The 21,859-nt window shown below is 71.7% G+C and carries 18 protein-coding genes; 3 read left to right on the top strand and 15 right to left on the bottom strand.

Translation table 11 applies throughout. From position 1 onward, the window contains the following. Positions 1-112 precede the first annotated feature (112 nt). A complete protein-coding gene (locus tag HYV93_20605; protein ID MBI2528369.1) occupies positions 113-556 on the bottom strand; it encodes an Hsp20/alpha crystallin family protein in 444 nt (147 codons plus the stop codon). Positions 557-1,077: 521 nt separating this feature from the next. Continuing rightward, positions 1,078-2,811, bottom strand: a complete 1,734-nt coding sequence (locus HYV93_20600) for an HAD hydrolase family protein (protein MBI2528368.1) — start codon at positions 2,809-2,811, stop codon at positions 1,078-1,080. Positions 2,812-3,048: 237 nt separating this feature from the next. Between HYV93_20600 and HYV93_20595 the strand changes: the two genes are divergently transcribed. Further along, positions 3,049-5,859 carry an AMP-binding protein gene (locus HYV93_20595; protein MBI2528367.1) on the top strand — a complete coding sequence of 937 codons (2,811 nt, stop codon included), beginning with the start codon at positions 3,049-3,051 and terminating at the stop codon, positions 5,857-5,859. Positions 5,860-5,861: 2 nt separating this feature from the next. On the opposite strand, the gene HYV93_20590 is transcribed toward HYV93_20595, so the two are convergent. The 12 genes from HYV93_20590 to HYV93_20535 all read right to left on the bottom strand — a co-directional run bounded on the left by HYV93_20590 (position 5,862) and on the right by HYV93_20535 (position 17,043). Further along, positions 5,862-6,356 (bottom strand): YbaK/EbsC family protein, encoded by a 495-nt coding sequence (locus HYV93_20590; protein ID MBI2528366.1) that lies wholly within the window; start codon positions 6,354-6,356, stop codon positions 5,862-5,864. Between the two features lie 14 nt (positions 6,357-6,370). After that, positions 6,371-6,988, bottom strand: coding sequence for an alpha/beta fold hydrolase (locus HYV93_20585; GenBank protein ID MBI2528365.1), 618 nt, complete (start codon positions 6,986-6,988; stop codon positions 6,371-6,373). Between the two features lie 89 nt (positions 6,989-7,077). Beyond that, a complete protein-coding gene (locus HYV93_20580) occupies positions 7,078-7,716 on the bottom strand; it encodes a CBS domain-containing protein (GenBank protein MBI2528364.1) in 639 nt (212 codons plus the stop codon). Continuing rightward, entirely contained in the window at positions 7,716-8,840 is a 1,125-nt protein-coding gene (ald, locus tag HYV93_20575; GenBank protein ID MBI2528363.1) for an alanine dehydrogenase, read from the bottom strand. Before ald ends, HYV93_20580 begins: the two co-directional genes overlap by 1 nt. 21 nt (positions 8,841-8,861) lie before the next feature. Next, entirely contained in the window at positions 8,862-10,478 is a 1,617-nt protein-coding gene (gene groL / locus HYV93_20570; protein ID MBI2528362.1) for a chaperonin GroEL, read from the bottom strand. Positions 10,479-10,642: 164 nt separating this feature from the next. After that, positions 10,643-10,912 carry an acyl carrier protein gene (locus HYV93_20565; protein MBI2528361.1) on the bottom strand — a complete coding sequence of 90 codons (270 nt, stop codon included), beginning with the start codon at positions 10,910-10,912 and terminating at the stop codon, positions 10,643-10,645. Further along, the gene (locus tag HYV93_20560) at positions 10,909-12,048 is read right to left on the bottom strand and encodes a 2-oxo acid dehydrogenase subunit E2 (protein ID MBI2528360.1); all 1,140 of its coding nucleotides are present in this window, start codon (positions 12,046-12,048) and stop codon (positions 10,909-10,911) included. Before HYV93_20560 ends, HYV93_20565 begins: the two co-directional genes overlap by 4 nt. Further along, positions 12,041-13,024, bottom strand: a complete 984-nt coding sequence (locus tag HYV93_20555; protein ID MBI2528359.1) for an alpha-ketoacid dehydrogenase subunit beta — start codon at positions 13,022-13,024, stop codon at positions 12,041-12,043. The genes HYV93_20560 and HYV93_20555 overlap by 8 nt, the downstream gene beginning before the upstream one ends. Next, positions 13,012-14,016 carry a pyruvate dehydrogenase (acetyl-transferring) E1 component subunit alpha gene (gene pdhA / locus HYV93_20550; GenBank protein ID MBI2528358.1) on the bottom strand — a complete coding sequence of 335 codons (1,005 nt, stop codon included), beginning with the start codon at positions 14,014-14,016 and terminating at the stop codon, positions 13,012-13,014. The genes HYV93_20555 and pdhA overlap by 13 nt, the downstream gene beginning before the upstream one ends. Then, positions 14,017-15,747 carry an acetate--CoA ligase gene (gene acsA / locus HYV93_20545; GenBank protein ID MBI2528357.1) on the bottom strand — a complete coding sequence of 577 codons (1,731 nt, stop codon included), beginning with the start codon at positions 15,745-15,747 and terminating at the stop codon, positions 14,017-14,019. Positions 15,748-15,806: 59 nt separating this feature from the next. After that, positions 15,807-16,724 (bottom strand): NTP transferase domain-containing protein, encoded by a 918-nt coding sequence (locus tag HYV93_20540; protein MBI2528356.1) that lies wholly within the window; start codon positions 16,722-16,724, stop codon positions 15,807-15,809. A 10-nt stretch (positions 16,725-16,734) separates the two neighbouring features. Continuing rightward, positions 16,735-17,043 carry a GYD domain-containing protein gene (locus tag HYV93_20535; GenBank protein MBI2528355.1) on the bottom strand — a complete coding sequence of 103 codons (309 nt, stop codon included), beginning with the start codon at positions 17,041-17,043 and terminating at the stop codon, positions 16,735-16,737. Between the two features lie 643 nt (positions 17,044-17,686). Between HYV93_20535 and HYV93_20530 the strand changes: the two genes are divergently transcribed. Together HYV93_20530 and rtcA are read left to right on the top strand one after the other, a co-directional pair. Beyond that, a complete protein-coding gene (locus HYV93_20530) occupies positions 17,687-18,379 on the top strand; it encodes a CBS domain-containing protein (GenBank protein ID MBI2528354.1) in 693 nt (230 codons plus the stop codon). 152 nt (positions 18,380-18,531) lie between these two features. Continuing rightward, positions 18,532-19,464, top strand: a complete 933-nt coding sequence (gene rtcA, locus HYV93_20525; protein MBI2528353.1) for an RNA 3'-phosphate cyclase — start codon at positions 18,532-18,534, stop codon at positions 19,462-19,464. A 15-nt stretch (positions 19,465-19,479) separates the two neighbouring features. Here the strand turns inward: rtcA and HYV93_20520 are convergent, their stop codons facing one another. Beyond that, positions 19,480-21,858 carry an AAA family ATPase gene (locus HYV93_20520; protein MBI2528352.1) on the bottom strand — a complete coding sequence of 793 codons (2,379 nt, stop codon included), beginning with the start codon at positions 21,856-21,858 and terminating at the stop codon, positions 19,480-19,482. Position 21,859: the final 1 nt, after the last annotated feature.

The raw sequence follows: 21,859 nt of genomic DNA, 5'->3' as shown, positions 1-21,859 counted from the left end.
GACTCGCATCCGACAGGTCCGCGGGGACAGGTGCCCCCCTCGTCCTAGCCCGCGAGTCCGGCCTGGCGGTGTGCGCGGTCCAGCCCCGCCTCTCGCCGATGGGGATAGAGTTCTACTCGGCCTTGACCGGAATGAACATGCCCTTGGCCCCCGGAGCCTTGGGCAGCGTGACGGTGAGCAGGCCGTTCTTGAAGGCTGCCGTCACCTTGCTCCCGTCCACCGGCGCCGGCAGCCTCACGCTGCGCGCGAAGGCGCCGTAGGCCCGCTCCATCCGGTAGAACTGCTCCTCCTTCTCCTCCTTCTCGTGCTTCTTCTCCCCCTTGAGGGTGAGCATCTGGTTATCCAGGCTCACCTGGATCTCCTTCGGTTCGATGCCAGGGATCTCGGCCTTCACCACGAAGGCCTCCTTGGTCTCCGACACGTCGAGCGACGGGGCCCAGTCGCCGAAGGGGCGCAGTTCGGGGAACTCCCAGTCCCCGAAGCGATCGAAGAAGCGCTCCATCTCCTTCCTGAGGCTCGGGAAGCCGCTGAACGGCACCAACGCTCTCATCTCCATGCCCTCCCCTGTCCTTCTGCTGGCAGGCCGTGAGCAACGCGGGGCACCTGCCTCCATGGGCCGTGGCTGCAACGCGCATGCCACGAGATGTTGCTGACGATCCGGGCGCTTGGCACCATGCACCTGCGAGGTTTGTGGAGGGCCTGCCCCAAACGGGTCAGGCTTACCCCAGCCTCTCCCTTGGCGTGGCGTGGGCGTACGCAGGGCAGTCGCGATAGTGGCCGGCCGTACAGAGGCGCGCCAGCTCTCCCCGGCTGGGAACCCGGACATGCCCGTCGGGGAGACGGCAGTACACGCGAAGATCGAGCGCCGGGGCCCGTCCCACCGTCTCCGGTGTCAGGAAGGGGCAGTTCTCTCCATCCTTGTCATCGAGCCTCGGCATTCTACCTTCCCCTTTCGACGCCCTCCTGCGGGGATGAGCCTAGCAACGCTGGTGCCATGAGCGAGGGACGCCGAATCAGCCGCTTGCGCGGCCCCGCGGGGGATAGGTGGGGCGCGGGCGCCTCACTGCCCTCCCTCCGTCACCCCCCGTAGCGCAGCTCGATGGGCTCGGCCACGGCGCGCCGGAGATCGGCGATCTCCCCCCGGGTGAAGCGCGCCTCGACCTTTCGCAGCAGCAGTGCCAGCGGCAGGTCTGAGAAGACATGCTCCACCCAGCGGGAGAAGTCACCGCGCCGGGCATGGTCGGCGAGCACCGCCCCGTCCATGGAGGCGACCGCCGCGCGGAACTCGTTGAGGCTCTCGGCCGTCGCGGCGAGCGCGCCGTCCGGCCGGCGGAATCTGAAGGCTCGCCCGGACCCCACTCGCTGATCGGCGTACTTGTTCAGGTGGCGCACATGCGGCGTCTCCCTCGGCGTGGCCGAGAAGCTCAAGAGGCGCGGAGGACCGCCAGGTTCCGCCTCGACGAGGACGAACTCGCCGCGGGAGATCTCCGGCAGCACGCAGATCGCTTCCCCGCCGTTTCCGGGGAGGGCCGCGAGGCGCCGATGCAGGAAGTCCAGCTCCTCAGGTGCCGTGGTCCGTGCTACGACGAACACGTCCATGGCCTGAACAACCTTGTCCGCCAGCCAGCTCCCCTTGTAAGAGGCCAGGCAGAATCCCTTGTCCCCGAGGCCCAGCCTGTCCGCCGCCACCCCGGCCGAGTGCAACGAGTAGTGGGCCTCGTCCAGGATCACCCAGTGTGGAAGCCCGAAACGCTCCCTCAGGCGGCGGATGGCGCCAAGTCCCGCCGCGAGGCACTCGACCTTGGCGTGGTGCGGGAGGTCGGAGAGGTCGGCGACGACGCAGGCGGCAGGATCCCGCTCGAAGCGCCCCAGAACCCTCTCCATCGAGCGCCGGTCGCGGATCACCGTCCACGTCACGCCGGCGAGCCGCCGGAGCACCCGGTAATCGCCCTCCGGGTCGATCACGCATACGGCGTAGCGTCGCCCCAGCAGTCGCTCGATGAGCGCGCCCACCATCCACGACTTCCCGGAGAGAGGATCGCCCAGGATCAGCACGTTGACGCCGCGCTCGGGGATGGTCACCGGCTCCGCGCTCCCCACCGCCCAGCCGAGCGCGATGCGATGCCGAGGAGAGCTGGCCACCGGCAGCCTCTCGGGCAGGATCACGTTCTCGAGGGCCCCCGCGACGGCCTGCCCGTCGGTGCCGGGGAATACCCAGTCCGCCCGCTGCTGCAAGCCGTCGACGGCGTTGGACGGGCAGGCGGCCCAGCCGCAGACCTCGAAGAGATCCAGGTCGTTCTCGGCGTCCCCCAGCGCGAGCACATCGTGGAAGGAGAGCCCGAGGATGCGGATCACCTGGCGCACCCCTGTGCCCTTGGAGACGCCTGCGGGGAGGAGCATCAGCGCCGCGCGATTGTAGACCAGGTCGAGCGTCACGCCGGTGTCCAGGAGCGCCTGCCGCACCCGCGCCTCGTCGTTCCTGGCCGTGCCGACTATGACCCGGCCCAGCTGGTAGTAGACGCCGCGGCGGTCCAGCTCGGCGAGGAGCCGCGATGGAGGCGGCGGGGCCTGGTCCCGGATCATGCCTGCCCGCGGGTAGTACAGCACTGCTCCGTTCTCGGCCACAACGGCGTCGAAGAGATCCAGCCGCTCGCACACCCGCGTCAGCTCGAAGAAGGTCCGCCCCGTGACGAGCAGCAGACGCACTCCCGCCTCCCTCGCCTTGCCCAGGGCGGCGAGGGCCTCGGGGCCCAGCAGGTCCTCGGAGGCGAGGGTGCCGTCGTAGTCGCAGGCCAGCGCCTTGAAGATCACTGCCGACTGCTCCCAGCAAGCCCGGTGCCACCGGATCTCCCGCCGTTTCCCGCTGCTTGGCGGGTCCTCCGGGGCCAGCCGCGGGGTGAGCGTGCCCCAGGTGGGACATCCACTCCAGAGTCCCCTCGGTCGGGCTCCGCGTCGCGAGAGCCGTTTCGCTCACTTACGGGATGCCGGCGCGGGGCACCTCCCTTGCAACCCCTGATCCCGGGCTCGAGCGTCATTCTGGCTGAGGCCATGGCGGTCACCGAGATCCAGGGGATTCCCGCGGAAGTCCTCGAGGAGCGCGTCCTCGCCATCGTCAGCGCGCTCAGCGAGGAGCTGGGCGCGCTGCCCTCACACCGCGTCCCCGGGCTCGATGACTCCCTCGACCGCGATCTCGCGCTGGGCAGCCTGGAGCGTGTCGAACTCTTGCTGCGCATCGAGCAGGCCTTCGGCGTGCGCCTGCCCGACGCCACGATGGCGGAAGCGGATACCCCCCGCGACCTGGCCCGCGCCGTGGGGCGCGGGGCGCCTGCCGTCCCCGAGGAGGCGCACGAGCCGCTCCCCGCCTTGCCGGCAGGGCCGCGCGCACCGGCCACGGCCGCCACCCTCGTGGAGGTCCTGCGGCATCAGGCGGAGGCGGATCCTGCCCGCATCCACATCTTCCTCCGCGACGACGGCGGCGCCGAGCGACCCATCAGCTACGGGGCCCTCCTCGACCGCGCCGGCCGCGTGGCCGCCGGGCTGGCCGAGCGCGGGATCGCACGCGGGCAATCCGTGGCGCTCATGCTGAGGACGGAGACCGCCTTCTTCGAGGCCTTCTTCGGTGCGCTCATGGCCGGCGCTGTCCCCGTCCCGATCTATCCCCCGCTCCGGGCGGATCGGATGGAGGAATATGCGCGCCGGCAGGCCGGCATCCTGAGGAATGCCGAGGCCCGGCTGCTGATCACCTTCGCCGAGGTGGAGCGCCTGGCGAGGCTCCTGCGAGGACGCGCGCCGGCGCTCGGAGAGGTGACCACCGTGGAGCGGCTGGCCGTCACTGGCGCCCGCCCGCCCGCCTTCTCGCTCGGCGGAGACTCCCCGGCCCTGATCCAGTACACCTCCGGGAGCACGGGCCAGCCCAAGGGCGTACTCCTCTCCCACGCCAACATCCTGGCCAATATCCGGGCCATCGGCGAAGCCCTCGCCATCCGCCCCGACGACGTGGGCGCGAGTTGGTTGCCGCTCTATCACGACATGGGGCTCATAGGCTCGTGGCTCGGCTCGCTCTACTTCGGCATCCCCATCGCCATCCTGCCGCCCCTGGCCTTCCTCTCGCGGCCGGCGCGCTGGCTCTGGACGGTCTGCGCCCACCGCGCTACCCTCTCCCCGGCGCCCAATTTCGCCTTCGACCTCTGCGTGCGGACGGTGCGCGACGACGAGCTCCAGGGGCTCGACCTCTCCTCCTGGCGGCTCGCGCTGAACGGCTCCGAGCCGGTGAGCCCCGAGACTATCGAGCGCTTCACGCGCCGCTTCTCGGCCTACGGCTTCAAGCCGGAGGCCATGTGCCCCGTCTACGGTCTGGCCGAGTCCGCAGTGGGTCTCACGGCCTCGCCCCGCGGGAGGCTCCCCAGGGTGGACCGGGTCGCTCGCGGGCCCTTCGAGCGGCATGGCCAGGCGCTGGCTGCCGCGCCCGCCGATCCCCGCCCCCTCAGGTTCGCCTCTTGCGGGCTCCCGTTGCCGGGGCACGAGGTGCGGGTGGTGGATGCCGCCGGACAGTCGCTGCCCGAACGGGCCGCTGGCCGGCTCGAGATCCGCGGCCCGTCGATCGCCGCCGGCTACTTCCGCAACCCCGAGGCCACACGGGCCGTCCGCCGCGACGGGTGGCTCGACTCCGGCGACATCGGCTATCTCGCGGAAGGCGAGCTCTTCGTCACGGGCCGCGTCAAGGACCTCATCATCAAGGCGGGGCGCAACCTCCATCCGCAGGAAGTCGAGGAGGTCGTGGGCGACATCCCGAGCATCCGCAAGGGGTGTGTGGCGGCCTTCGGCGTCTGGGATGCCGCACTCGGGACAGAGCGGCTGATCGTGGTGGCAGAGAGCCGTGCCACTGCCCGCGAGGCCAGGGAGCCCCTCGAGCGAAGCGTGATCGAGCAGGTCACGACGCTCCTCGGCATCCCGCCCGACGCCGTCGTGATCGCCGGACCCGGCACCGTGCTCAAGACTTCCAGCGGCAAGGTGCGGCGCAGCGCCACGCGGGACGCCTATCTCGCCGGAGATCTCGCGCGAGGCCGCCCATCGGCCCACGCCCAGTGGGCACGCCTGCTCCTGGAGGGGGCCTTCGCCAGCGCCTCACGGGCCGCGCAGCAGTTGCGCGCCCTTCTCTACGGCACTTACGTGGGCGGACTGCTCGCGCTGACCTGGCCCTTGCTCTGGCTGCTGCTGATCCTCGTGCCGCGCGGGCGGCCGGCCCACGGGCTGTCCCGGCTCTGGTGCCAGCTCATCCTCGCGCTGGCCGGCTGCCCCGTGCGCGTGGAGGGGCTCGGACATCTCGGCGGCGCTCGGCCCGCGGTCCTGGTGGCCAACCACTCGAGCTATCTCGACGCCGTGGCGCTCCTGGCGGGGCTCCCGGGCGAGTTCCGCTTCGTGGCCAAGCGCGAGCTCCTGCGCTCGCCCGTCATCGGCACCGTCCTCCGCAAGGCCGGTCATCTCACCGTGAACCGCACGGATCTGGCGAGGAGCCTCGAGGACGCCGACAGGGCCAGCCTTGCGCTCCGGGGCGGTCTCTCCCTCCTCGTCTTCCCCGAGGGGACGTTCCTGCGCCCCCCTGGGCTCCTGCCCTTCAGGCTGGGCGCCTTCAAGGCGGCAGCCGAGACCGGCTGCCCGGTAATCCCCGTGGCGATCCGCGGGACTCGGGAGATCCTCCCCGCGGACAGCTGGCTACCGCGTCGGGGGGCGATCACCATCGCGGTGGGCGCTCCGATCCCGGCCGAGGGCGGCGGCTGGCCCGCCCTCGTCCGTCTGCGCGATCGTTCGCGGGAGGTGATCGCACGCCGGCTCGGCGAGGAGCCTGCGAGTCCGTCCTGACCTCAGCCGCTCATGTCCTTCTCCCGCTCGTGGAGACAGAACTCCCCCGCCACCGGCGTCACCAGCCGCTCGTAGTCGCGGTAGGGGAGGCGAGCAACCTCGTGATGGTTCCCGGCCTGGAAGAAGATCTCGCCCGTCCGCTGCAGGCAGGCATCGACGTAGACCGGCATCCCGTAGAGGTTGCCGAAGGGGGGCATGGCCCCCATCTCGCAATCCGGGAAGAGCCAGCCGATCTCGGTCTCGGTGGCCAGCGTCAGATGCCGCCGGCCGCTGGCACGCCGCACGGCCTGAAGGTCGATGCGGCAGGCCGGCGGGAGGATCACCATCAGGTGCCCCGCGCCCTCCTCCCGGACCACCACCACCTTGGCCAGCTCGCGCTCGGCCACGTGGGTGGCGGTGGCGACCTCCTTCGCGGTGAAGGCCTCGCGGTGCGGCATTGTCACACACGGAATGTTGCGGTCGTCCAGGAACTGCTTGAGTCGAGCATTGAGCCCCATGATGACCCTCCCTCTCACCCCAGCCGCTGCCGCAGCCACGTGGCGGCCCGGGCCGCCTCCCGCGCGTCAGCCAGCCTGAGCACCGGCACCCTTGGCGGCGGCGCCCCCGCAGCAGCAGCGTCCAGGTCGCCCGTGAACACGATGAACGCCCGCACGCGCGGATCCGCTCCCACCGCGCGGGTCGCGGCAACCACGCCCGAGCCGAGCCCGGCCAGCGAGACGCGCGTCGCGTCGATCTCGTCGAAGGCGTCGAGGGCCGCCACCGCGGCGCGCACATCCTCCAGCTGCTGCTCCGGCGTGCACTGCGCAGAGTCGCCCTCGCTGTCCCCGCACCCCGTCCAGTCGAAGAGGAAGGCCGCCAGCCCGTGGGCCAAGAGCGCCTGCGCCAGCATCCGGCTCTCCAGGCTGGCCGTCCCTCCGACGCCCGCGCCGGCCACGACCACCACCGGGTGCGGCCCGGGCCCCTCGGGCACCAGCAACTCGCCGGCGAGCCTGAGCCCCCTCGGGCTCTTGAACGACACGCCGAGGCCTTCGGCCCTGGCCGGCTTCTCTTCTCCGGCACTGGCCTCCGCAACCATGCGCGCCACCTCCTCACGCTCCGGGAAGCCGATGCGCGGCCCCTCCGCCCCCACCCCGGGCCCCTCGCCCCCGGACCCGCCGCGACCCGGCGGCGCACACAGCGCCCCCGGCTCCGACGGTGGTGCTCCTGCCAGCTGCGAGCTCACCCCCGCCAGGAATCCCTGACCGTGTATCCCTTGTCTTCCAGCGCCCGGATGGCGGGTCCCGGGTTGATGGTCGCGACGCGAATGATCGCCTCCTTGTGGCCGGCGCGGTGGACCAGGGTGATGACGCTCGAGATCGTGGCGCCGGCGGCCTCGACCACCTGCACCACCTCCGTCAGGGCCGCGGGACGATCGGGCAGCTCCACGTCCAGCCGGCTCGACGGTTCATGGGCGCCCATGGCCCGCACGAAGAGCTCCAGCACGTCCGTCTCCGTCACGATGCCGACGAGCCGCCCCCCCTCGGTGACGGGCAGCGCGCTGATCCTCTCGGCGACCATGAGCCGCGCGGCCTCCTCCACGGGGAACATGGGCCCCGTGGTGATCACCACGCGGGTCATGATCTCGGACACGGGCAGCCGCTCGAGCAGGTAGCGCAGCTCGTGAGCCTCGAGGACCGTGGCCCCCGAGGGCATGGCGCGCTTGAGGTCGCGGTCGGACACCATGCCCGTGATCTCCCCGTTCTCGACGACGGGCAGGTGGCGGATGCCGCGCAGCTGGGCCAGGCGCACCGCCTCCGGCACCGTCGTCGCGGGAGAGATGACAGTCACCTTCGACTGCATCACGTCGCGGACCAGCATCACCGCTTCTCCTCGGACAGGCATGTCGCCAGGGGCACCGCCGACTCCCCCACGGACTCGGCGACGGCCGGGTGAGTGATCCTGCCGCGCCAGACGTTGACCCCCGGGGCCAGCTCGGGGCTCGAGGCAACGGCCCGGGCGGGTCCCAGGGCTGCCAGCGTGAGGACGTACGGCAGGGTCGCGTTGGTGAGGGCGAAGGTCGAGGTCCGCGGCACCAGCGCCGGCATGTTGGCAACGCCGTAGTGGACGACACCTCCCAGGCGGTAGACGGGTTCGAGCAAGGTGGTGGGCCGGATCGTAGCCACGCAGCCGCCCTGGTCCACCGCCACGTCGACGATCACGGCCCCGTCCTTCATCCGCTCCACCAGCTCCCGCGTCACGAGCAGGGGGGCCCGGGCGCCCGGCACCAGCACGCAGCCGATGAGAAGATCGGCCCGCTCCACGACCCGGGCGATGTTGAAGGCGTTCGAGGCCAGCGTCACGGCCCGCCCCCGGAACACCTCGTCCGCGTGGCGCAACCGATCGAGGCTCACGTCGAGGATGGACAGGTCCGCGCCCAGACCGAGGGCAACCCTGGCGGCGTTGAGCCCGACTGTGCCGGCCCCCAGGACCACCACGTTGCCCCGCGGCACGCCGGGAACGCCGGCCAGGAGGATGCCCCGCCCCCCGTGAGCCTTGCTCAGATAGTACGCCCCTTCCTGCACGGCGAGGCGCCCGGCAACCTCGCTCATGGGCGTCAGGAGAGGCAGGCTCCCGTCGGCCCGCTGCACCGTCTCGTAGCCGAGGGCAATCACCTCCGCCCTCTGCAGCGCCCGCGTCAGCTCGGGCACGGCCGCCAGGTGGAGGTAGGTGAAGAGGATCTGCCCCCGCCGCATGCGCCCGTACTCCTCGGGCAGTGGCTCCTTCACCTTCAGGACGAGGTCGGCCTCGGCCCAGACCTCCGCAGCGGCGCCGATGTCCGCGCCGACGGCCGCGTACTCCTCGTCGCGGATCCCGCTGCCGGCCCCGGCCCCGGCCTCCACCACCACCCGCTGGCCGGCCCCGGACAGCGCGTGGGCCCCGGCGGGAGTGAGCGCCGCGCGCTGCTCTCCCGGCTTGATCTCCTTCGGCACGCCGACGATCATCGGGCTCCCCTCGCGCGTGGGCTACTCGTGCATCGACATCGCCGGTTCCTTCTTCTCCTCCGGCACCTCGGTCAGCGTGGCCTCGGTGAGCAGCAGGAGGCTCGCCACGGACACGGCGTTCTCGAGGGCCACCCGCACCACCTTCGTCGGGTCGATGATGCCGGCCGCCACGAGATCCACGTATTCGCGCCGCGCGGCGTCGAAGCCCAGGGTGCCCGCGCTCTTCCGCATCTCGTTCACGACGACGCCCCCGTCCACGTCGGAGTTCTCGGCGAGCTGCCGGGCGGGCGACTCCAGGGCGCGCCTGAGGATCATGAGGCCCGTGCGCGCGTCGCCCTCCGCGCTCCGCTCCTCCTTTTCCACCGCCTCCATGGCGCGGAGCAGGGCCAGGCCGGCGCCCGGAACCACCCCTTCCTGCACGGCGGCCTTCGTCGAGGCGATGGCGTCGTCGAGCGCTTCCTTGCGGCTCTTCATCTCGGCCTCCGACGGCGCGCCCACGCGGATCACCGCCACCCCGCCCGCGAGCTTGGCCAACCGCTCCTCGAGCTTCTCCCGGTCGTACTCGCTGGTGGTCTTCTCCTTCTGCGCGCGGAGCTGCTGCTTGCGCCCCTCGATCGCGGCCTTGTCGCCGCCCCCGCCGATGATGGTGGTGTGCTCGCGATCCACGACGACACGCTTCGCCCGGCCGAGCTGCTCCACCGCGAGGTTCTCGAGCTTGACGCCGAGCTCCTCGGTGACCGCCTGGCCACCGGTGAGGGTGGCGATGTCCTGCAGCATCTCCTTCCGCCGGTCGCCGAAGCCCGGAGCCTTGACCGCCGCGCAGCGGAGCGTGCCCCGGAGCTTGTTGACGACGAGGGTCGCCAGCGCCTCGCCGTCCACGTCCTCCGCGATGAGGAGGATGGACTGCCCGGTGCGGGCCACCTGCTCCAGCAGCGGCAGCAGGTCCTTCATCACGCCGAGCTTCCTGTCCGTGACGAGCAGGAGCACGTCCTCCAGCACCGCCTCCATCTTCTCCGCGTCGGTGACGAAGTAGGGGGAGATGTAGCCGCGATCAAATTGCATCCCCTCCACCACCTCGATCTGGGTCTCCGTGCCCTTGGACTCCTCCAGCGTGATGACGCCCTCCGCGCCGACGCGCTCCGTGGCCTCCGCCACCAGCTCCCCGATGACGGGGTCGTTGTGGGCCGAGATGGTGGCCACCTGGGCCTTCTCCTTGCGGCTCTGCACCGGGCGGGAGAGCCCGCGCAGCGCCTCGATGGCCACCCGCGCCCCCCGGTCGAGCCCCCGCTTGAGGTCGATGGCGCTGGCCCCCGCCACCACGTTCCGTACGCCGTCGGCGAAGATGGCGTGTGCCAGGATCGTGGCGGTGCTCGTGCCATCGCCCACCGCCTCGCCAGTGCGCTCCGCCGCCTGGCGGATCATGTGCGCCCCGAGATTCTCCACCGGGTCCTCGAGCTCCATCTCCTTGGCGATGGTGACGCCGTCGTTGCACACGATGGGGCTGCCGTAGCGCTTCTCGATGAGCACCGACTTCGATCGTGGCCCGAGCGTCACGCGGACCGCATCGGTGAGCGTGGCGACGCCGCGCAGCAGGCGCTCGCGGGCTTCGGCCCGGAACAGGACCTTCTTGTGAGCCATGGCGTCTCCTCCCCTCCCTCGTCCCCTCCCAAGCCATCAAGGAGCTCCAGGAGCAACTCGGGTGCCACTCCAGAACCCCATGCACACAGGTACTTGGCCCCATGTGGTTCAGTCGGGGCTGGGACTCCCGATCCCGGTTGAGGCACGACCGCCCCGGTGCCCGTCTAGGCCCCTCCAGCCTCCCGCCCGGCGGCTGTCCGGGCAGCCAGGTACTCGACGCACCGGTCGAGCGTGGAGAGCTTCGGATAGTCGGCCTCGGGAATGTCGACCCCGAGCCTCTCGTGCAGCGCGACGACGAAGTTGAGGAGATCCATGGAGTCGACATCGAGCTGCTCGCGAAACCCCACCTCCGCGCGCAGCGAGGCGAGATCGGCCTCGGGGGCGATGTCGCCGAGCGCTGCCAGGACCTCCGCCCGGATCTCGCCGGCCGTCATAGCCGGTCCGGCTCCTGGAGCAGCCTGTCCACCGCCGCCAGGAAGCGCGCACCACGGTGTCCATCACTGATCCGATGGTCGGCCGACAGCGTGGCCGTCATCACGGGCCGCGAGACGATCGCGCCCGCGACGGACCACGGGCGTTCGACGATCTTCCCAAAGCCGACGATGGCCACCTGGGGCGGGAAGATGATCCCGAACACGCTCTCGACCCCCTGCTCGCCGAGGCTCGTCACGGTGATCGTCGGGTCCGCGATCTCGGAGGAGCGCAGGCCCCCGGTGCGCGCACGCTGGACGAGGTCGCGGAACCGGCGCATCAGGTCGTCCAGGGGCTGGCCGTCGGCATCGTGCAGCGCAGGTGCCACCACCCCGCCGCCCCGGAGCGAGATGGCCACGCCCACGTGTACGGCGTCGCTCCGGACCGCCCGATCCCCTCGCCACACGGAGTTCAGCTCCGGAACCTCGCTCACGGCCCTGGCAACCGCCTTGATGAGGAGAACCCCGTACAGCAGCCGGTCGGCTACCGGCCGCCTGAGGTTCTCCTCCGCGAGCCACCCGAGCGCGCGCTGCATGTCGATGGTGGTCGCAAGATAGTAGTGGGGGATCTCCCGCTTGGAACGGCCCATCGCCGCTCCGATGGTCTGGCGGAGCCTGGCCTGGCGGTCGGCCTGAGCCGCGGGCGCCCCCGGCGGGCTCGCTGCGTGCCGTGGCGCTCGGGCGCGCTCGACGTCGTCGCGCGTCACCGCTCCGCCAGGGCCCGTCCCCCTGACCGTCGCGGGATCGATCCCGAGGTCGGCGGCGACCTTGCGCGCCAGGGGGGAGATGCGGACGCGGCCCGGAGCCGGCGCCGCGGAGGCGGCCGCAGATGCCGCCAGGGGCGGCGGGGCGCCCGGCGCCGCCGCGTCCTCGCGGACGATCGCGAGCGCCGTGCCGGTGGGGACCGTGGCTCCGGGCTCCACGAGGATCCTCTCGATGGTCCCGGTGAGGAAGGTTTCCACCGCGATCAGCCCCTTGTCGGTCTCGACGTCGGCCACCACGTCCCCGCGCCTCACCCGGTCCCCCGCCTGCTTGCGCCATGCCACGAGGGTGCCTGCGCGCATGTCGGCCTCGAGGATGGGCATGAGGAGCTCAGCCATGTCGGCGAAGCACCTCCAGGGCGGCCCGGACGATGGCCGGCGCCTGCGGGAGCGCCGCATCCTCCATGTGCTTGGCGTAGGGGATGGGCACTTCAGCGCTGCAGACGCGACCCACCGGCGCGTCGAGATCGAAGAAGCCGCCCTCCATGATCCGGGCACTCACCTCGGCCGCGAAGCTGCACGCCCGCCAGCCCTCGTCCACGATCACGGCCCGGTGGGTTCTCGCCAGCGATCCCAGGATGGTCGGCACGTCCAGAGGCCGCAGCGAGCGAAGATCGATGACCTCGGCGTCGATCCCCTCCGCCGCGAGCTGATCCGCCGCGGCCAGCGTCTTCGGGAGCGAGCCTCCATAGGTGATCAGCGTCAGGGCCTCGCCAGCCCGCCTCACCGCAGCCTGGTGAAGATCCGCAGGCCCCGCGCTCTCGTCCACCTCGCCCTCCGTGGGGTACAGCGTGGCGTTCTCGAAGATGAACACCGGGTCCGGCTCGGCGAGCGCGCCGAGGAGCATGCCCCGGGCATCGGCCGGCGTCGCGGGAGTCACGACCGTGATCCCGGGGATGTGGGCGTACCATCCCTCGAGGCTGTGCGAGTGCTGGGCGGCGAGCTGGCGGCCGCCGCCCGTCGCCATGCGCACGACGAGCGGGACAGAGAGCTGGCCGCCCGACATGTGGCGCAGCGTGGCTGCGTTGTTGACGATCTGGTCGAGGGCCAGCAGGCTGAAGTTCACCGTCATGATCTCCACGATGGGCCGCATCCCGCCCAGCGCCGCGCCGATGCCCGCCCCGACGAAAGTGGACTCCGACAGCGGGGTGTCCCGCACCCGCTCCGGCCCGAACTCCTCCAGGAGCCCCCGGCTCACCGCGAAGGCGCCCCCGTAAAGCCCGACGTCCTCGCCCATCAGGAAGACGCGCGCGTCGCTCCGGAGCGCCTCCCTGAGCGCCGAGCGCACCGCCTCGCGATAGGTCAGCTTGACCACGGCATCCTCGGGCCCGACGGAGTCCGCGGGGTGTAGACGTCCCGGGTCAGGTCCTCCACGGGCTCCCACGCCCCCGCCTCGGCTGCGGCGACGGCCGCCCCGACCTCGCCTGCCACCGAGGCCTCGATGGTCGCCAGGCCGGCGGCATCGAGCATCCCCCGCCCCCGCAGCCGATCCGCGTAGCGGGCGATGGGGTCGCGCTGCTTCCAGCCCTCGATCTCCTCCTTCGTCCGGTAGAGATCCGGATCCGCCATGGAGTGGGCGCGGAAGCGATAGGTCCTGAGCTCGAGGAGGAAGGGGCCGCGGCCCCCGCGCACGCGGGAGGCCGCCCGGCCCGCGGCTTCCTCCACGGCCAGCACATCCATGCCGTCCACCGCCTCGGCCTGGAGGTCGTAGGCTTCCGCCTTGCGCCGGATGTCGGTCTGCGACTGGTGTCGCTCGAGCGCCGTGCCCATGGCGTACAGGTTGTTCTCGCAGAGGAAGAGCACGGGGAGAGTCCAGAGGGCCGCCAGGTTCAGCGACTCGTGGAACTCGCCCTCCGCCACGGCGCCGTCCCCGAAGAAGCACGCCGTGACGCGGGCCCGCGACTGCATCCGGTCGGCCAGCGCCAGCCCCACGGCGACGGGCAGCCCCCCTCCCACGATGGCATGGCCCCCGTAGAAGCGCCGCGAGACGTCGAAGAAGTGCATGGAGCCGCCGCGCCCCCGGCTGCAGCCGCTGGCCTTGCCGTACATCTCGGCCATCAGCGAGCCAGCCGGGATGCCACGGGCGAGGGCGTGGCCATGCTCCCGGTACGTCGCCACGATGGCGTCCTCCGCCGTGAGCGCCTGCATGGCTCCCACGGCCACGGCCTCCTCGCCGATGTAGAGGTGGAGGAAGCCGCGGATCTTGCCCAGCGTGTAGAGCTCGGCCGCCTGCTCCTCGAAGCGCCGGATGAGGACCATCTGGCGCAAGAGATCGAGGGCGTGGGCTCGCTCGAGGCCGAGCGGCATTCAGCCCTCCTCGAGGGTGGAGGTGTCGCCTTCCGGCAGCCCCAGCTCCCGCGCCTTCAGCAGCCGCCGCATGATCTTCCCGCTGCGCGTCTTCGGCAGGCTCGGCCGGAAGTCGATCTCCCTGGGCGCGACCACCGCGCCGAGCCGCGAACGGCACCAGGCCAGCAGCTCCCGGCGGAGGGCTGGCGTGGGCGCATGGCCATCCTTGAGCGCGACGAAGGCCTTGACCACCTCCATGGCCACGTGGTCAGGCTTGCCGATCACCCCGGCCTCGGCCACGGCGGTGTGCTCCATCAGGACGCTCTCCACCTCGAAGGGCCCCACCAGGTGGCCGGAGGTCTTGATCACATCGTCGGCGCGCCCGACGAACCACACGTACCCGTCGGCATCGCGCCGGACCAGGTCGCCCGTCAGGTAGTAGCCCCCGGCGAAGCACTTGCGGTACCGCTCGGGCTCGCGCCAGTAGCCGCGGAACATCGACGGCCAACCCGGGCGCAGCGCCAGCTCCCCCTGCACGTCGGGCGCCTCGATGACCTCCGCGCCGTCCTCGCCCACCTTGCGGACGACGGCCATGTCGATACCGGGCAGCGGCAGCCCCATGGAGCCCGGCCGGATCTCCGTGGCGGCGAAGTTCGCGATCATGATCCCGCCGGTCTCGGTCTGCCACCAGTTGTCGTGGAAGGGCCGCCCGAAGGCCTCCTCGCCCCAGACCACCGCCTCGGGGTTCAGGGGCTCCCCGACACTGGCGAGGAAGCGAAGCGCGCGCAGATCCCGCTTCCGGGCCAGGTCGGCGCCGAGCTTCATCAGCATGCGGATGGCCGTCGGCGCCGTGTACCAGACCGTCACGCGCTCCGCCTCGAGGACGCCGTACCAGCGCTCCGCATCGAACTCCGCCTCGTCCACGATGCTGGTCAGGCCGTTCGTGAGGGGGGCGATGATCCCGTAGGAGGTCCCCGTGACCCAGCCGGGGTCCGCGGTGCACCAGAAGATGTCGTCGGGGTGCAGGTCCAGCGCCAGGCGGCCCGTGATGTGGTGCGCCACCACGGCCTCGTGCACGTGGAGCGCCCCCTTGGGCTTGCCCGTGGTGCCGCTCGTGAAATGCAGGAGCGCCGGGTCCTCGGGATCCGTGGGGCCGATCGTGAACTGCTCGCCAGCCTCATCCATGAGCCCGCCGTAGTCCAGCGTCCCCGGCAGGGCCGTCGACCGGCCGTCTTCCCCGACGAGCAGCACGTGCTCCAGATCGGGGAGCGAGCCGCGAAGGCCGGCGACCTTCCGCTCGTACAGGGAGGGCGTGGTCACGAGCACGCGAGCCCGGCCGATGCCGAGTCGTGCGCGGATGGGCTCGGGGCCGAAGGCCGAGAAGAGCGGGCAGAAGACGCTCCGGTTCTTGAGCGTCCCCAGCGCGGCCACGTAGAGAGCGGGAATGCGCCCGGCGAGCGCATAGACGCGCTCCTCCGGGCGGACGCCGAGGAGCCGCAGGACGTTGGCGAAGCGGTTCGTGAGTCTGCCGAGCCGCTCGTAGCTGAGGTCCTCGACCTCTCCGCCCCTGCCCAGCCAGCGGATGGCCAGGTGGTCCCGGCGGGGGCCGGCGGCATGCCGGTCCACCGCCTCATGAGCGATGTTGAGCCCGCGTCCCCCCGGTAGGCCGTCGAGCTGGGCCCGCGCGGCCTCCCACGAGAAGGTTCTCCGCGCCTCGGCGTAGTCGCCCAGGTTCGGCGCCGCCTCTGTCAAGGGCCCCCCCTCACCTCACCCGCAGGAGGTTCGGACCGCCCGTCACGAGCTGACCCCGGTCAGGCTGGGCGCGCCAGGGTCGCGAGCCAGGGCGGCTCCAGCCCCAGCCGCTCCAGCATCCTCAGGACACGCTCGGGCGTTCCCAGGTCAGACCACAGCAGGGGCGGCAGGGCGCGCACCGCGAGCAGGAAGGGTGCGGCTTCGAGGAAGGCGCGCGAGAAGCTGGCGTGGGGCGCCAGCGCGTAGGCCTGCTGGACGGCCCACGGCTCCTCCTCCGTGCCCGCGAAGGCGGAGATGCGGGCCAGGCGCCCGGAGAGCGCCGGAAGCAACCGCGCGCCCGCCGTCAGGAGCAGCGAGGCGCGGGCGACCAGGATGAGAGTGTTCCAGAGGCAGCCCTGGTCGAGACATCGCCTCGCCCGTTCGGCTGTGGGTTTCTCCCAGAAGCGCTTCACCCGGTAGAGCGCCGTCCCGGCCTCCGCCAGGGCGCTCCCCGGCTCGATCCAGCCATAGCCTGGATCCGCGTCGTTCGGCCGGGCTCCGAGGACCACGATACGGCCCGGATCGCGACCGACGGCCGCAGCCGCCTCGGCCACGCACCCCATGAGGAGGTCCTCCTCGCGGATGAAGTGGTCGGAGGGAAAGATGGCCACCGTGGCGTCGGGGTCCCGCATGGAGATCCAGTGGGCTGGAAAGAGGATGCCCGCCGCCGTGCCCCGGTCCTCGGGCTGGGCCAGGACCCGGAGCCCCGAGCCCCCGGACACCTCGGGGCCGAGATAGCCGGCGTGACGCCGCTGGGTCACGATGACCGTGCGCTCCGCCACCACCAGGCGGGCCACGCGGTCGATGGTCTGCCGCAGCAGGGAGTGCGGGCCGATGAGCCGCACGTATTGCTTGGGGCGCTCGTCACCTGCCACACGACGCGTGAGAGGCCGGAGGCGCACCCCCTCGCCTCCCGCGAGCACGACGGCCCAGAGCATCGCAGCGGCGTCAGGCTGCCACGACGACCGTCGAGAGGAGGCTCTCAAAGCGGTCCCATGGCACGGCGGTCCATGTCTCGGTCTGGGCGTGGCCGTAGGAGCGCGCGATCACCAGGACCCTGGCGGCCGTCTCCTCGTCGGGGGCTTCGAAGAGATCCAGGTAGTCGTAGGGGCCCAGCAGCGCGTAGCTGGAGATCCACCTCACCTGCGGGCAGTCTCTGCGTACGTGATCGGCGACGGCCCGCTCCAGCCTCTTGAGGTCTTGCGGCACCTTCACGGCCTCGGGGTTCAACCGGGTCAGCATGACATACGTGGCCATGGCGACTCCTCCATGCTGGCTCCACCGGGGCCCGCGCCCCGCCGGGCGCTGCCGGCGGTGGAGCGACTCGATGTCGAATGGGTGCGCGCCGTAAGGCGGGCGGCTCGGAGAACGATGCAGTCGGCCCAGACCCGGTGGGCGCGGCGTCGGGACACGAGCGCCACGGCCTCGCCCGTTTTCCTGCCGAGGGCGGGCAGAGCCAGCGCCGCGTCGCGGACGCGCTCTCCGACCTCGGCCCAGGTGAGCGTGAGCCACCGGCCGCCGCGCCTCATCGAACGAGCGGGCAATGACCCGCTCGCGTCCACGCGGTTCCAGGAGAGCCCGGCCAGTGTCCCGTCGGCCATGACGCTCGCTGCCTCCCGCCAGCACTTGGGTCTGGGCCCTCTCGCATGACGAGCAAGTTGGGTGCCGCTCGGGCCCGTCAGGATTTCGCGGCCTTTCCGGCTGTCGGCTCCGGCCCGACGGGGCGCCGCTGTCTCACCTGGGACATCGCCGCCGCAGCCCACCTGCCGGGCCTTCGGCCTTCTCCTTGACTTGCCCTGCTCCGGGAGCCATCGTCGAGTCATCCGGGCGGGGCACGAGGCTTGCTGTGCAACCTTCTCGGGAACCATGGACCGGGCCGGCGGCCCGGAGGAGGTGGACCATGAAGGTCGAAGAGGTCATGACCCACGACGTGATCACGACGTCTCCCGGGACTGCCATCCACGAGGCCGCCCGTCTCATGGTGAATCACACCGTCAGCGGTCTCCCGGTGGTCGACGATGCCGGCAAGCTGGTCGGCGTCATCAGCGAAGGCGATCTCATCCTGCGCCAGAAGCACCGGGAGCGGCTGTCCTGGTGGCGCCTCTTCTTCGAGGACGGCGAGCGGCTCGCCCGGGAGTACCAGAAAGCCGTCGGGACCACGGTGGGCGAGGTGATGAGCACGGCCGTGATCTCGGCGAGCCCCGATCTCCCCATCGAATCCGCCGCGGTCATCCTCGACCGCCACCGGATCCGCCGCCTGCCCGTCGTCGCGGATGGCCGGGTCGTGGGGATCGTCAGCCGGGGGGATCTCGTCAAGGCCCTCTCGACGGCCCCGGCGCCGACGGCCGCCACCGCCTCCGACGCTGCGCTGATGTCGGAGATGAAGGCCCGGCTCGACCGCGAGCCCTGGGTGTCCAGCCGCGCCATCGTGGTCCAGGCCAGGGAGGGCGTCCTGGCCCTCTGGGGTCTGGTGAGCAGCGAGACCGAGAGGTCCGCCATCGGGACCATGGCGCGGACCGTCCCGGGCGTCCGGGGCATCGAGGACCACCTGGTGGTCCAGGCCGACATCCCCTACTGGTACGGCGCGGTCTGAGCACGCTGACGCTCGCCGGCTCCCACGGCGAGGGCGGTGGCCAGATCGTTCGCACGGCGCTGTCCCTCGCGGTCCTGCTCTGCCGCCCCCTCACCATCACTCGCATCCGGGCGCGCCGGCCAAGACCGGGCCTCCAGCCACAGCACCTGACGGTGGTGCGGGCACTGGCCGCCATCAGCGATGCACGGGTGCAGGGTGACGCGCTCGGCTCGATGGAGATCTCTTTCGAGCCGCGGATCCTCAGAGGTGGGCATTACCGGTTCGACGTGGGCGCCGTCACGGGAAGCGCAGGTTCCGTGTCACTGCTCTTCCAGGCGCTCCTGCTCCCCCTGGCGCACGCGGAGGCCACCTCGCGCCTCACGCTCGTGGGTGGCACCCATGTGCCGTGGAGCCCGACGGTGGACTATCTCATCGGCGTCTTCCTGCCAGTGCTGCGCGAGATCGGCGTGGACATCACCGTCTCGCTCCGCCGGCGGGGCTGGTATCCCGCCGGTGGCGGGGAGATCGAGGCTGCCATGACTCCGGCCCGCGGGCTCCGCGCCCTCCGCTGGGAGACCCCGGCCGGGCCGCCGTGCCTCGCCGGCATCTCCACGGTGTCGCGGCTGCCGGTGACCATCGCCGAGCGTCAGCGTCGGCGGGCCCTCGCGCGACTCGAGGAGCGCTGCCTCCAGGCCGACATCGCCGTCGCCGGCGACGACGACGCGCTGGGGCCCGGGACCTCCCTCCTGCTCACCGCCGCCGGGCCGGGCAGACTCGCCGGCTTCTGCGCGCTGGGCCGCCGAGGCCTCAGGGCCGAGGCGGTGGCCGACGCCGCCGTGGATCCGCTGTTCGCCTATCTCGACAGCGGCGCCGCCGTGGACGATCACCTGGCCGATCAGCTCCTGCCGTTTCTCGCGCTGGCGCAACACCCATCGGTGCTCACCTGCCCGTCGATCTCCGAGCATCTCCGGACGGTCGCGTGGGTCGTCGAGCAACTCCTGCCGACACGGGTCTCGCTCGACGAGGGGCCGCCGGCGCGGGTCACGGTCAGCCCCGGCGCCGGCGGCCCGGGCGTGCCTGCGATGCTCGACAGGAGGGAATCCTGACGCGCGGCCGCGTCCTCACTTGCCCCGAAGCTCCTTGAGCCGGGCGATGTTGGCCTGGAGCGCCGCCTCGACGGCCGCGTTGACGCTGCCCTCGGGGAAGACCCCGTCGGGCTGGCGCAGCCCGGCCTCCCGCCCCGTGAGGAGCGCCATCCCCTCGTCCACGGTCCCCACCGCGTGGACGTGGAAGCGCCCGTGGCCGACGGCCTCCACCACGTCCTCGCGCAGCATGAGGTGGCGGGCGTTGGACTCCGGAATCAGCACGCCCTGCCGGCCCGTGAGCCCGCGGGCACGGCAGATGTCGAAGAACCCCTCGATCTTCTCGTTGATCCCGCCGACCGCCTGGATCTCACCCTGCTGGTTCATCGAGCCCGTGACGGCCAGCGCCTGCGAGAGCGGGATCCCCGTGAGGCTCGACAGCAGCGCGTAGCACTCCGCCGAGGACGCGCTGTCGCCCTCCACCTCCTCGTACTGCTGCTCGAAGGTGAGCGAGGCCGCCAGCGCCAGCGGGCGCTCCCTCGCGTAGCGCCCGGCCAGAAAGCCCGCGAGGATCATGATGCCCTTGGAGTGGATCGGCCCGCCGAGCTTGACCTCCCGCTCGATGTCCACCACTCCGGGCTCGCCGGCGAAGGTCCGCGCGGTGATCCGGGAGGGGCGACCGAAGGCGTGATCCCCGGCCGTGAGCACCGCGATGCCGTTGACCTGTCCGAGGGCCTCACCGTCCGTGGCAATGAGGTGGGTGCCCTCGAGGATGAGCCGACCGAAGCGCTCCTCCAGGAGGTTTGCCCGGTGCATCTTCCGGGAGATGGCGCGACCGACATCCTCGGCGCCCACCAGAGCGCACCCGCCCACACCCGCCCAGAACGCTGACTCACGGATCAGGTCCAGCAGGTCTCCCATGCGGGAGGTGAGCCGGCCGCGGTCTCCGGCCAGCCGCGAGGCATGCTCGATGAGCTTGGCGACACCCTCGCGGGAGAAGGCCGGCAGTCCCTCCTCGGCGCAGGCCGCGCCGACGAAGCGCGCGTAGAGCTCCTCGTACTCCCCGGTGCGGGGCAGCGAGTCGTCGAAGTCCACCTTCACCTTGAACAGCTCGCCGAAGTCCTCGTCCAGCGCGTAGAGGAGGTAGTACAGCTGCGGGCTGCCGATGAGGACGACCTTCACGGACAGCGGGATGGGCTCGGGTGCCAGCGTGCCGGCGCTGAAGGCGCTGAGCTCCTGCAACGGCTCCTCGATGCGCACGGCCCGGCTCTTCAGCGCCTTCTTCAAGGCCTCCCAGGCGAAGAGATTGCGGAGGACGTCGATGGCCTCCAGGATGAGAAAGCCCCCATTGGCCTGCTGCAGCGCGCCCGCCCTGATGAGGGTGAAGTCCGTGACCAGCGTGCCGAGGTGGACGCGGTGCTCGATGCGCCCCAGGAGGTTCCTGTGGGTCGGGTTCGTCTCCAGCACCACCGGGGCCCCTTGCCCTCCGGCGCGATCCACGAGCACGTTGACGCGGTAGCGATCGAGGAACGCCCCCGGGGCGGGCAGGAACGGCAGCGCGGGCTTCTCGTCCAGCCGCCTGAACTCCTCGGCGTGGGCCATGAGGTCCTTCTCGACCTCGCCCAGGTACCGGTCCACGGCGGGCAGCCCCGCGAACCGATCGCGCTCTTCCTGGATCAGGTGCTGGATCGTCGCGGCGGCCACGTCCTCGACCAGCTTTGCGTGGGCCTGCCGCGCCTCCCGCTCCAGCTGGCGCAGCTGCCGCAGCATGGCCTCCAGCTGTTCCCCAAGTGCGGCGCCGCGCCCCTCCAGCTCCCTCTTCGTCTCTCCGGGCAGCCCCGCGAACTCCTCGGCGGAGAGCGGCTCCCCGCGCGGCGCCGGAGCGAGCACCGGCCCGCGCGGCGTGCGCAGCAGGGCGAAGCCCGCGTCGCGCACCACGGCGTCGAAGCGCTCCATCTCGGCCTCTTGCCGGCGGCCGACCTCCTCCAGGATCTGCGCCTTCTGGCGCTCGAACTCCTCGCTCTCGAAGGCGCGCGGCAGCCGCGACCGGCATTCCTCCACGAGCCGCTCCATCTCCTCCCGCAGCTCGCGCCCCCGACCCGCGGGCAGCTCGAGGGCCACCGGCCGATAGGGGTCGGCGAAGTTGTACACGTAACAGAAGTCGGAGGGGGTCGGCTCCGTGGCGGCGGCCCGGCTGAGCACGCGGCGCATGGTGGAGGTCTTGCCGGTGCGCGCCGCGCCCAGGACGAACAGGTTGTAGCCGACGCGCTTCATCCCGATGCCGAAGGCGGTGGCGCCCACCGCCCGCTCCTGGCCGATCATGCCGTCCAGCGGCAGGAGCTCCGCCGTGGACGCGAATGGCAGCGAGCCCGGATCGCAGACCGCGCGCAGCTCCTCCGCCGTCAGTCGACGGGGCACG

It is taken from the genome of Candidatus Rokuibacteriota bacterium, assembly GCA_016188005.1.
Lineage (GTDB): Bacteria > Methylomirabilota > Methylomirabilia > Rokubacteriales > CSP1-6 > UBA12499.
Note: the sequence above shows the minus strand (reverse complement) of the source record. Positions and strands in the feature narration are given on the sequence as shown.

Coding starts and splice junctions, on each gene's coding strand:
- HYV93_20605 (MBI2528369.1), bottom strand. CDS start 556: ATGGAGATGAGAGCGTTGGTGCCGTTCAGCGGCTTCCCGAGCCTCAGG.
- HYV93_20595 (MBI2528367.1), top strand. CDS start 3,049: ATGGCGGTCACCGAGATCCAGGGGATTCCCGCGGAAGTCCTCGAGGAG.
- HYV93_20590 (MBI2528366.1), bottom strand. CDS start 6,356: ATGGGGCTCAATGCTCGACTCAAGCAGTTCCTGGACGACCGCAACATT.
- HYV93_20580 (MBI2528364.1), bottom strand. CDS start 7,716: ATGCTGGTCCGCGACGTGATGCAGTCGAAGGTGACTGTCATCTCTCCC.
- ald (MBI2528363.1), bottom strand. CDS start 8,840: ATGATCGTCGGCGTGCCGAAGGAGATCAAGCCGGGAGAGCAGCGCGCG.
- groL (MBI2528362.1), bottom strand. CDS start 10,478: ATGGCTCACAAGAAGGTCCTGTTCCGGGCCGAAGCCCGCGAGCGCCTG.
- HYV93_20565 (MBI2528361.1), bottom strand. CDS start 10,912: ATGACGGCCGGCGAGATCCGGGCGGAGGTCCTGGCAGCGCTCGGCGAC.
- HYV93_20560 (MBI2528360.1), bottom strand. CDS start 12,048: ATGGCTGAGCTCCTCATGCCCATCCTCGAGGCCGACATGCGCGCAGGC.
- pdhA (MBI2528358.1), bottom strand. CDS start 14,016: ATGCCGCTCGGCCTCGAGCGAGCCCACGCCCTCGATCTCTTGCGCCAG.
- HYV93_20540 (MBI2528356.1), bottom strand. CDS start 16,724: ATGCTCTGGGCCGTCGTGCTCGCGGGAGGCGAGGGGGTGCGCCTCCGG.
- HYV93_20535 (MBI2528355.1), bottom strand. CDS start 17,043: ATGGCCACGTATGTCATGCTGACCCGGTTGAACCCCGAGGCCGTGAAG.
- HYV93_20530 (MBI2528354.1), top strand. CDS start 17,687: ATGAAGGTCGAAGAGGTCATGACCCACGACGTGATCACGACGTCTCCC.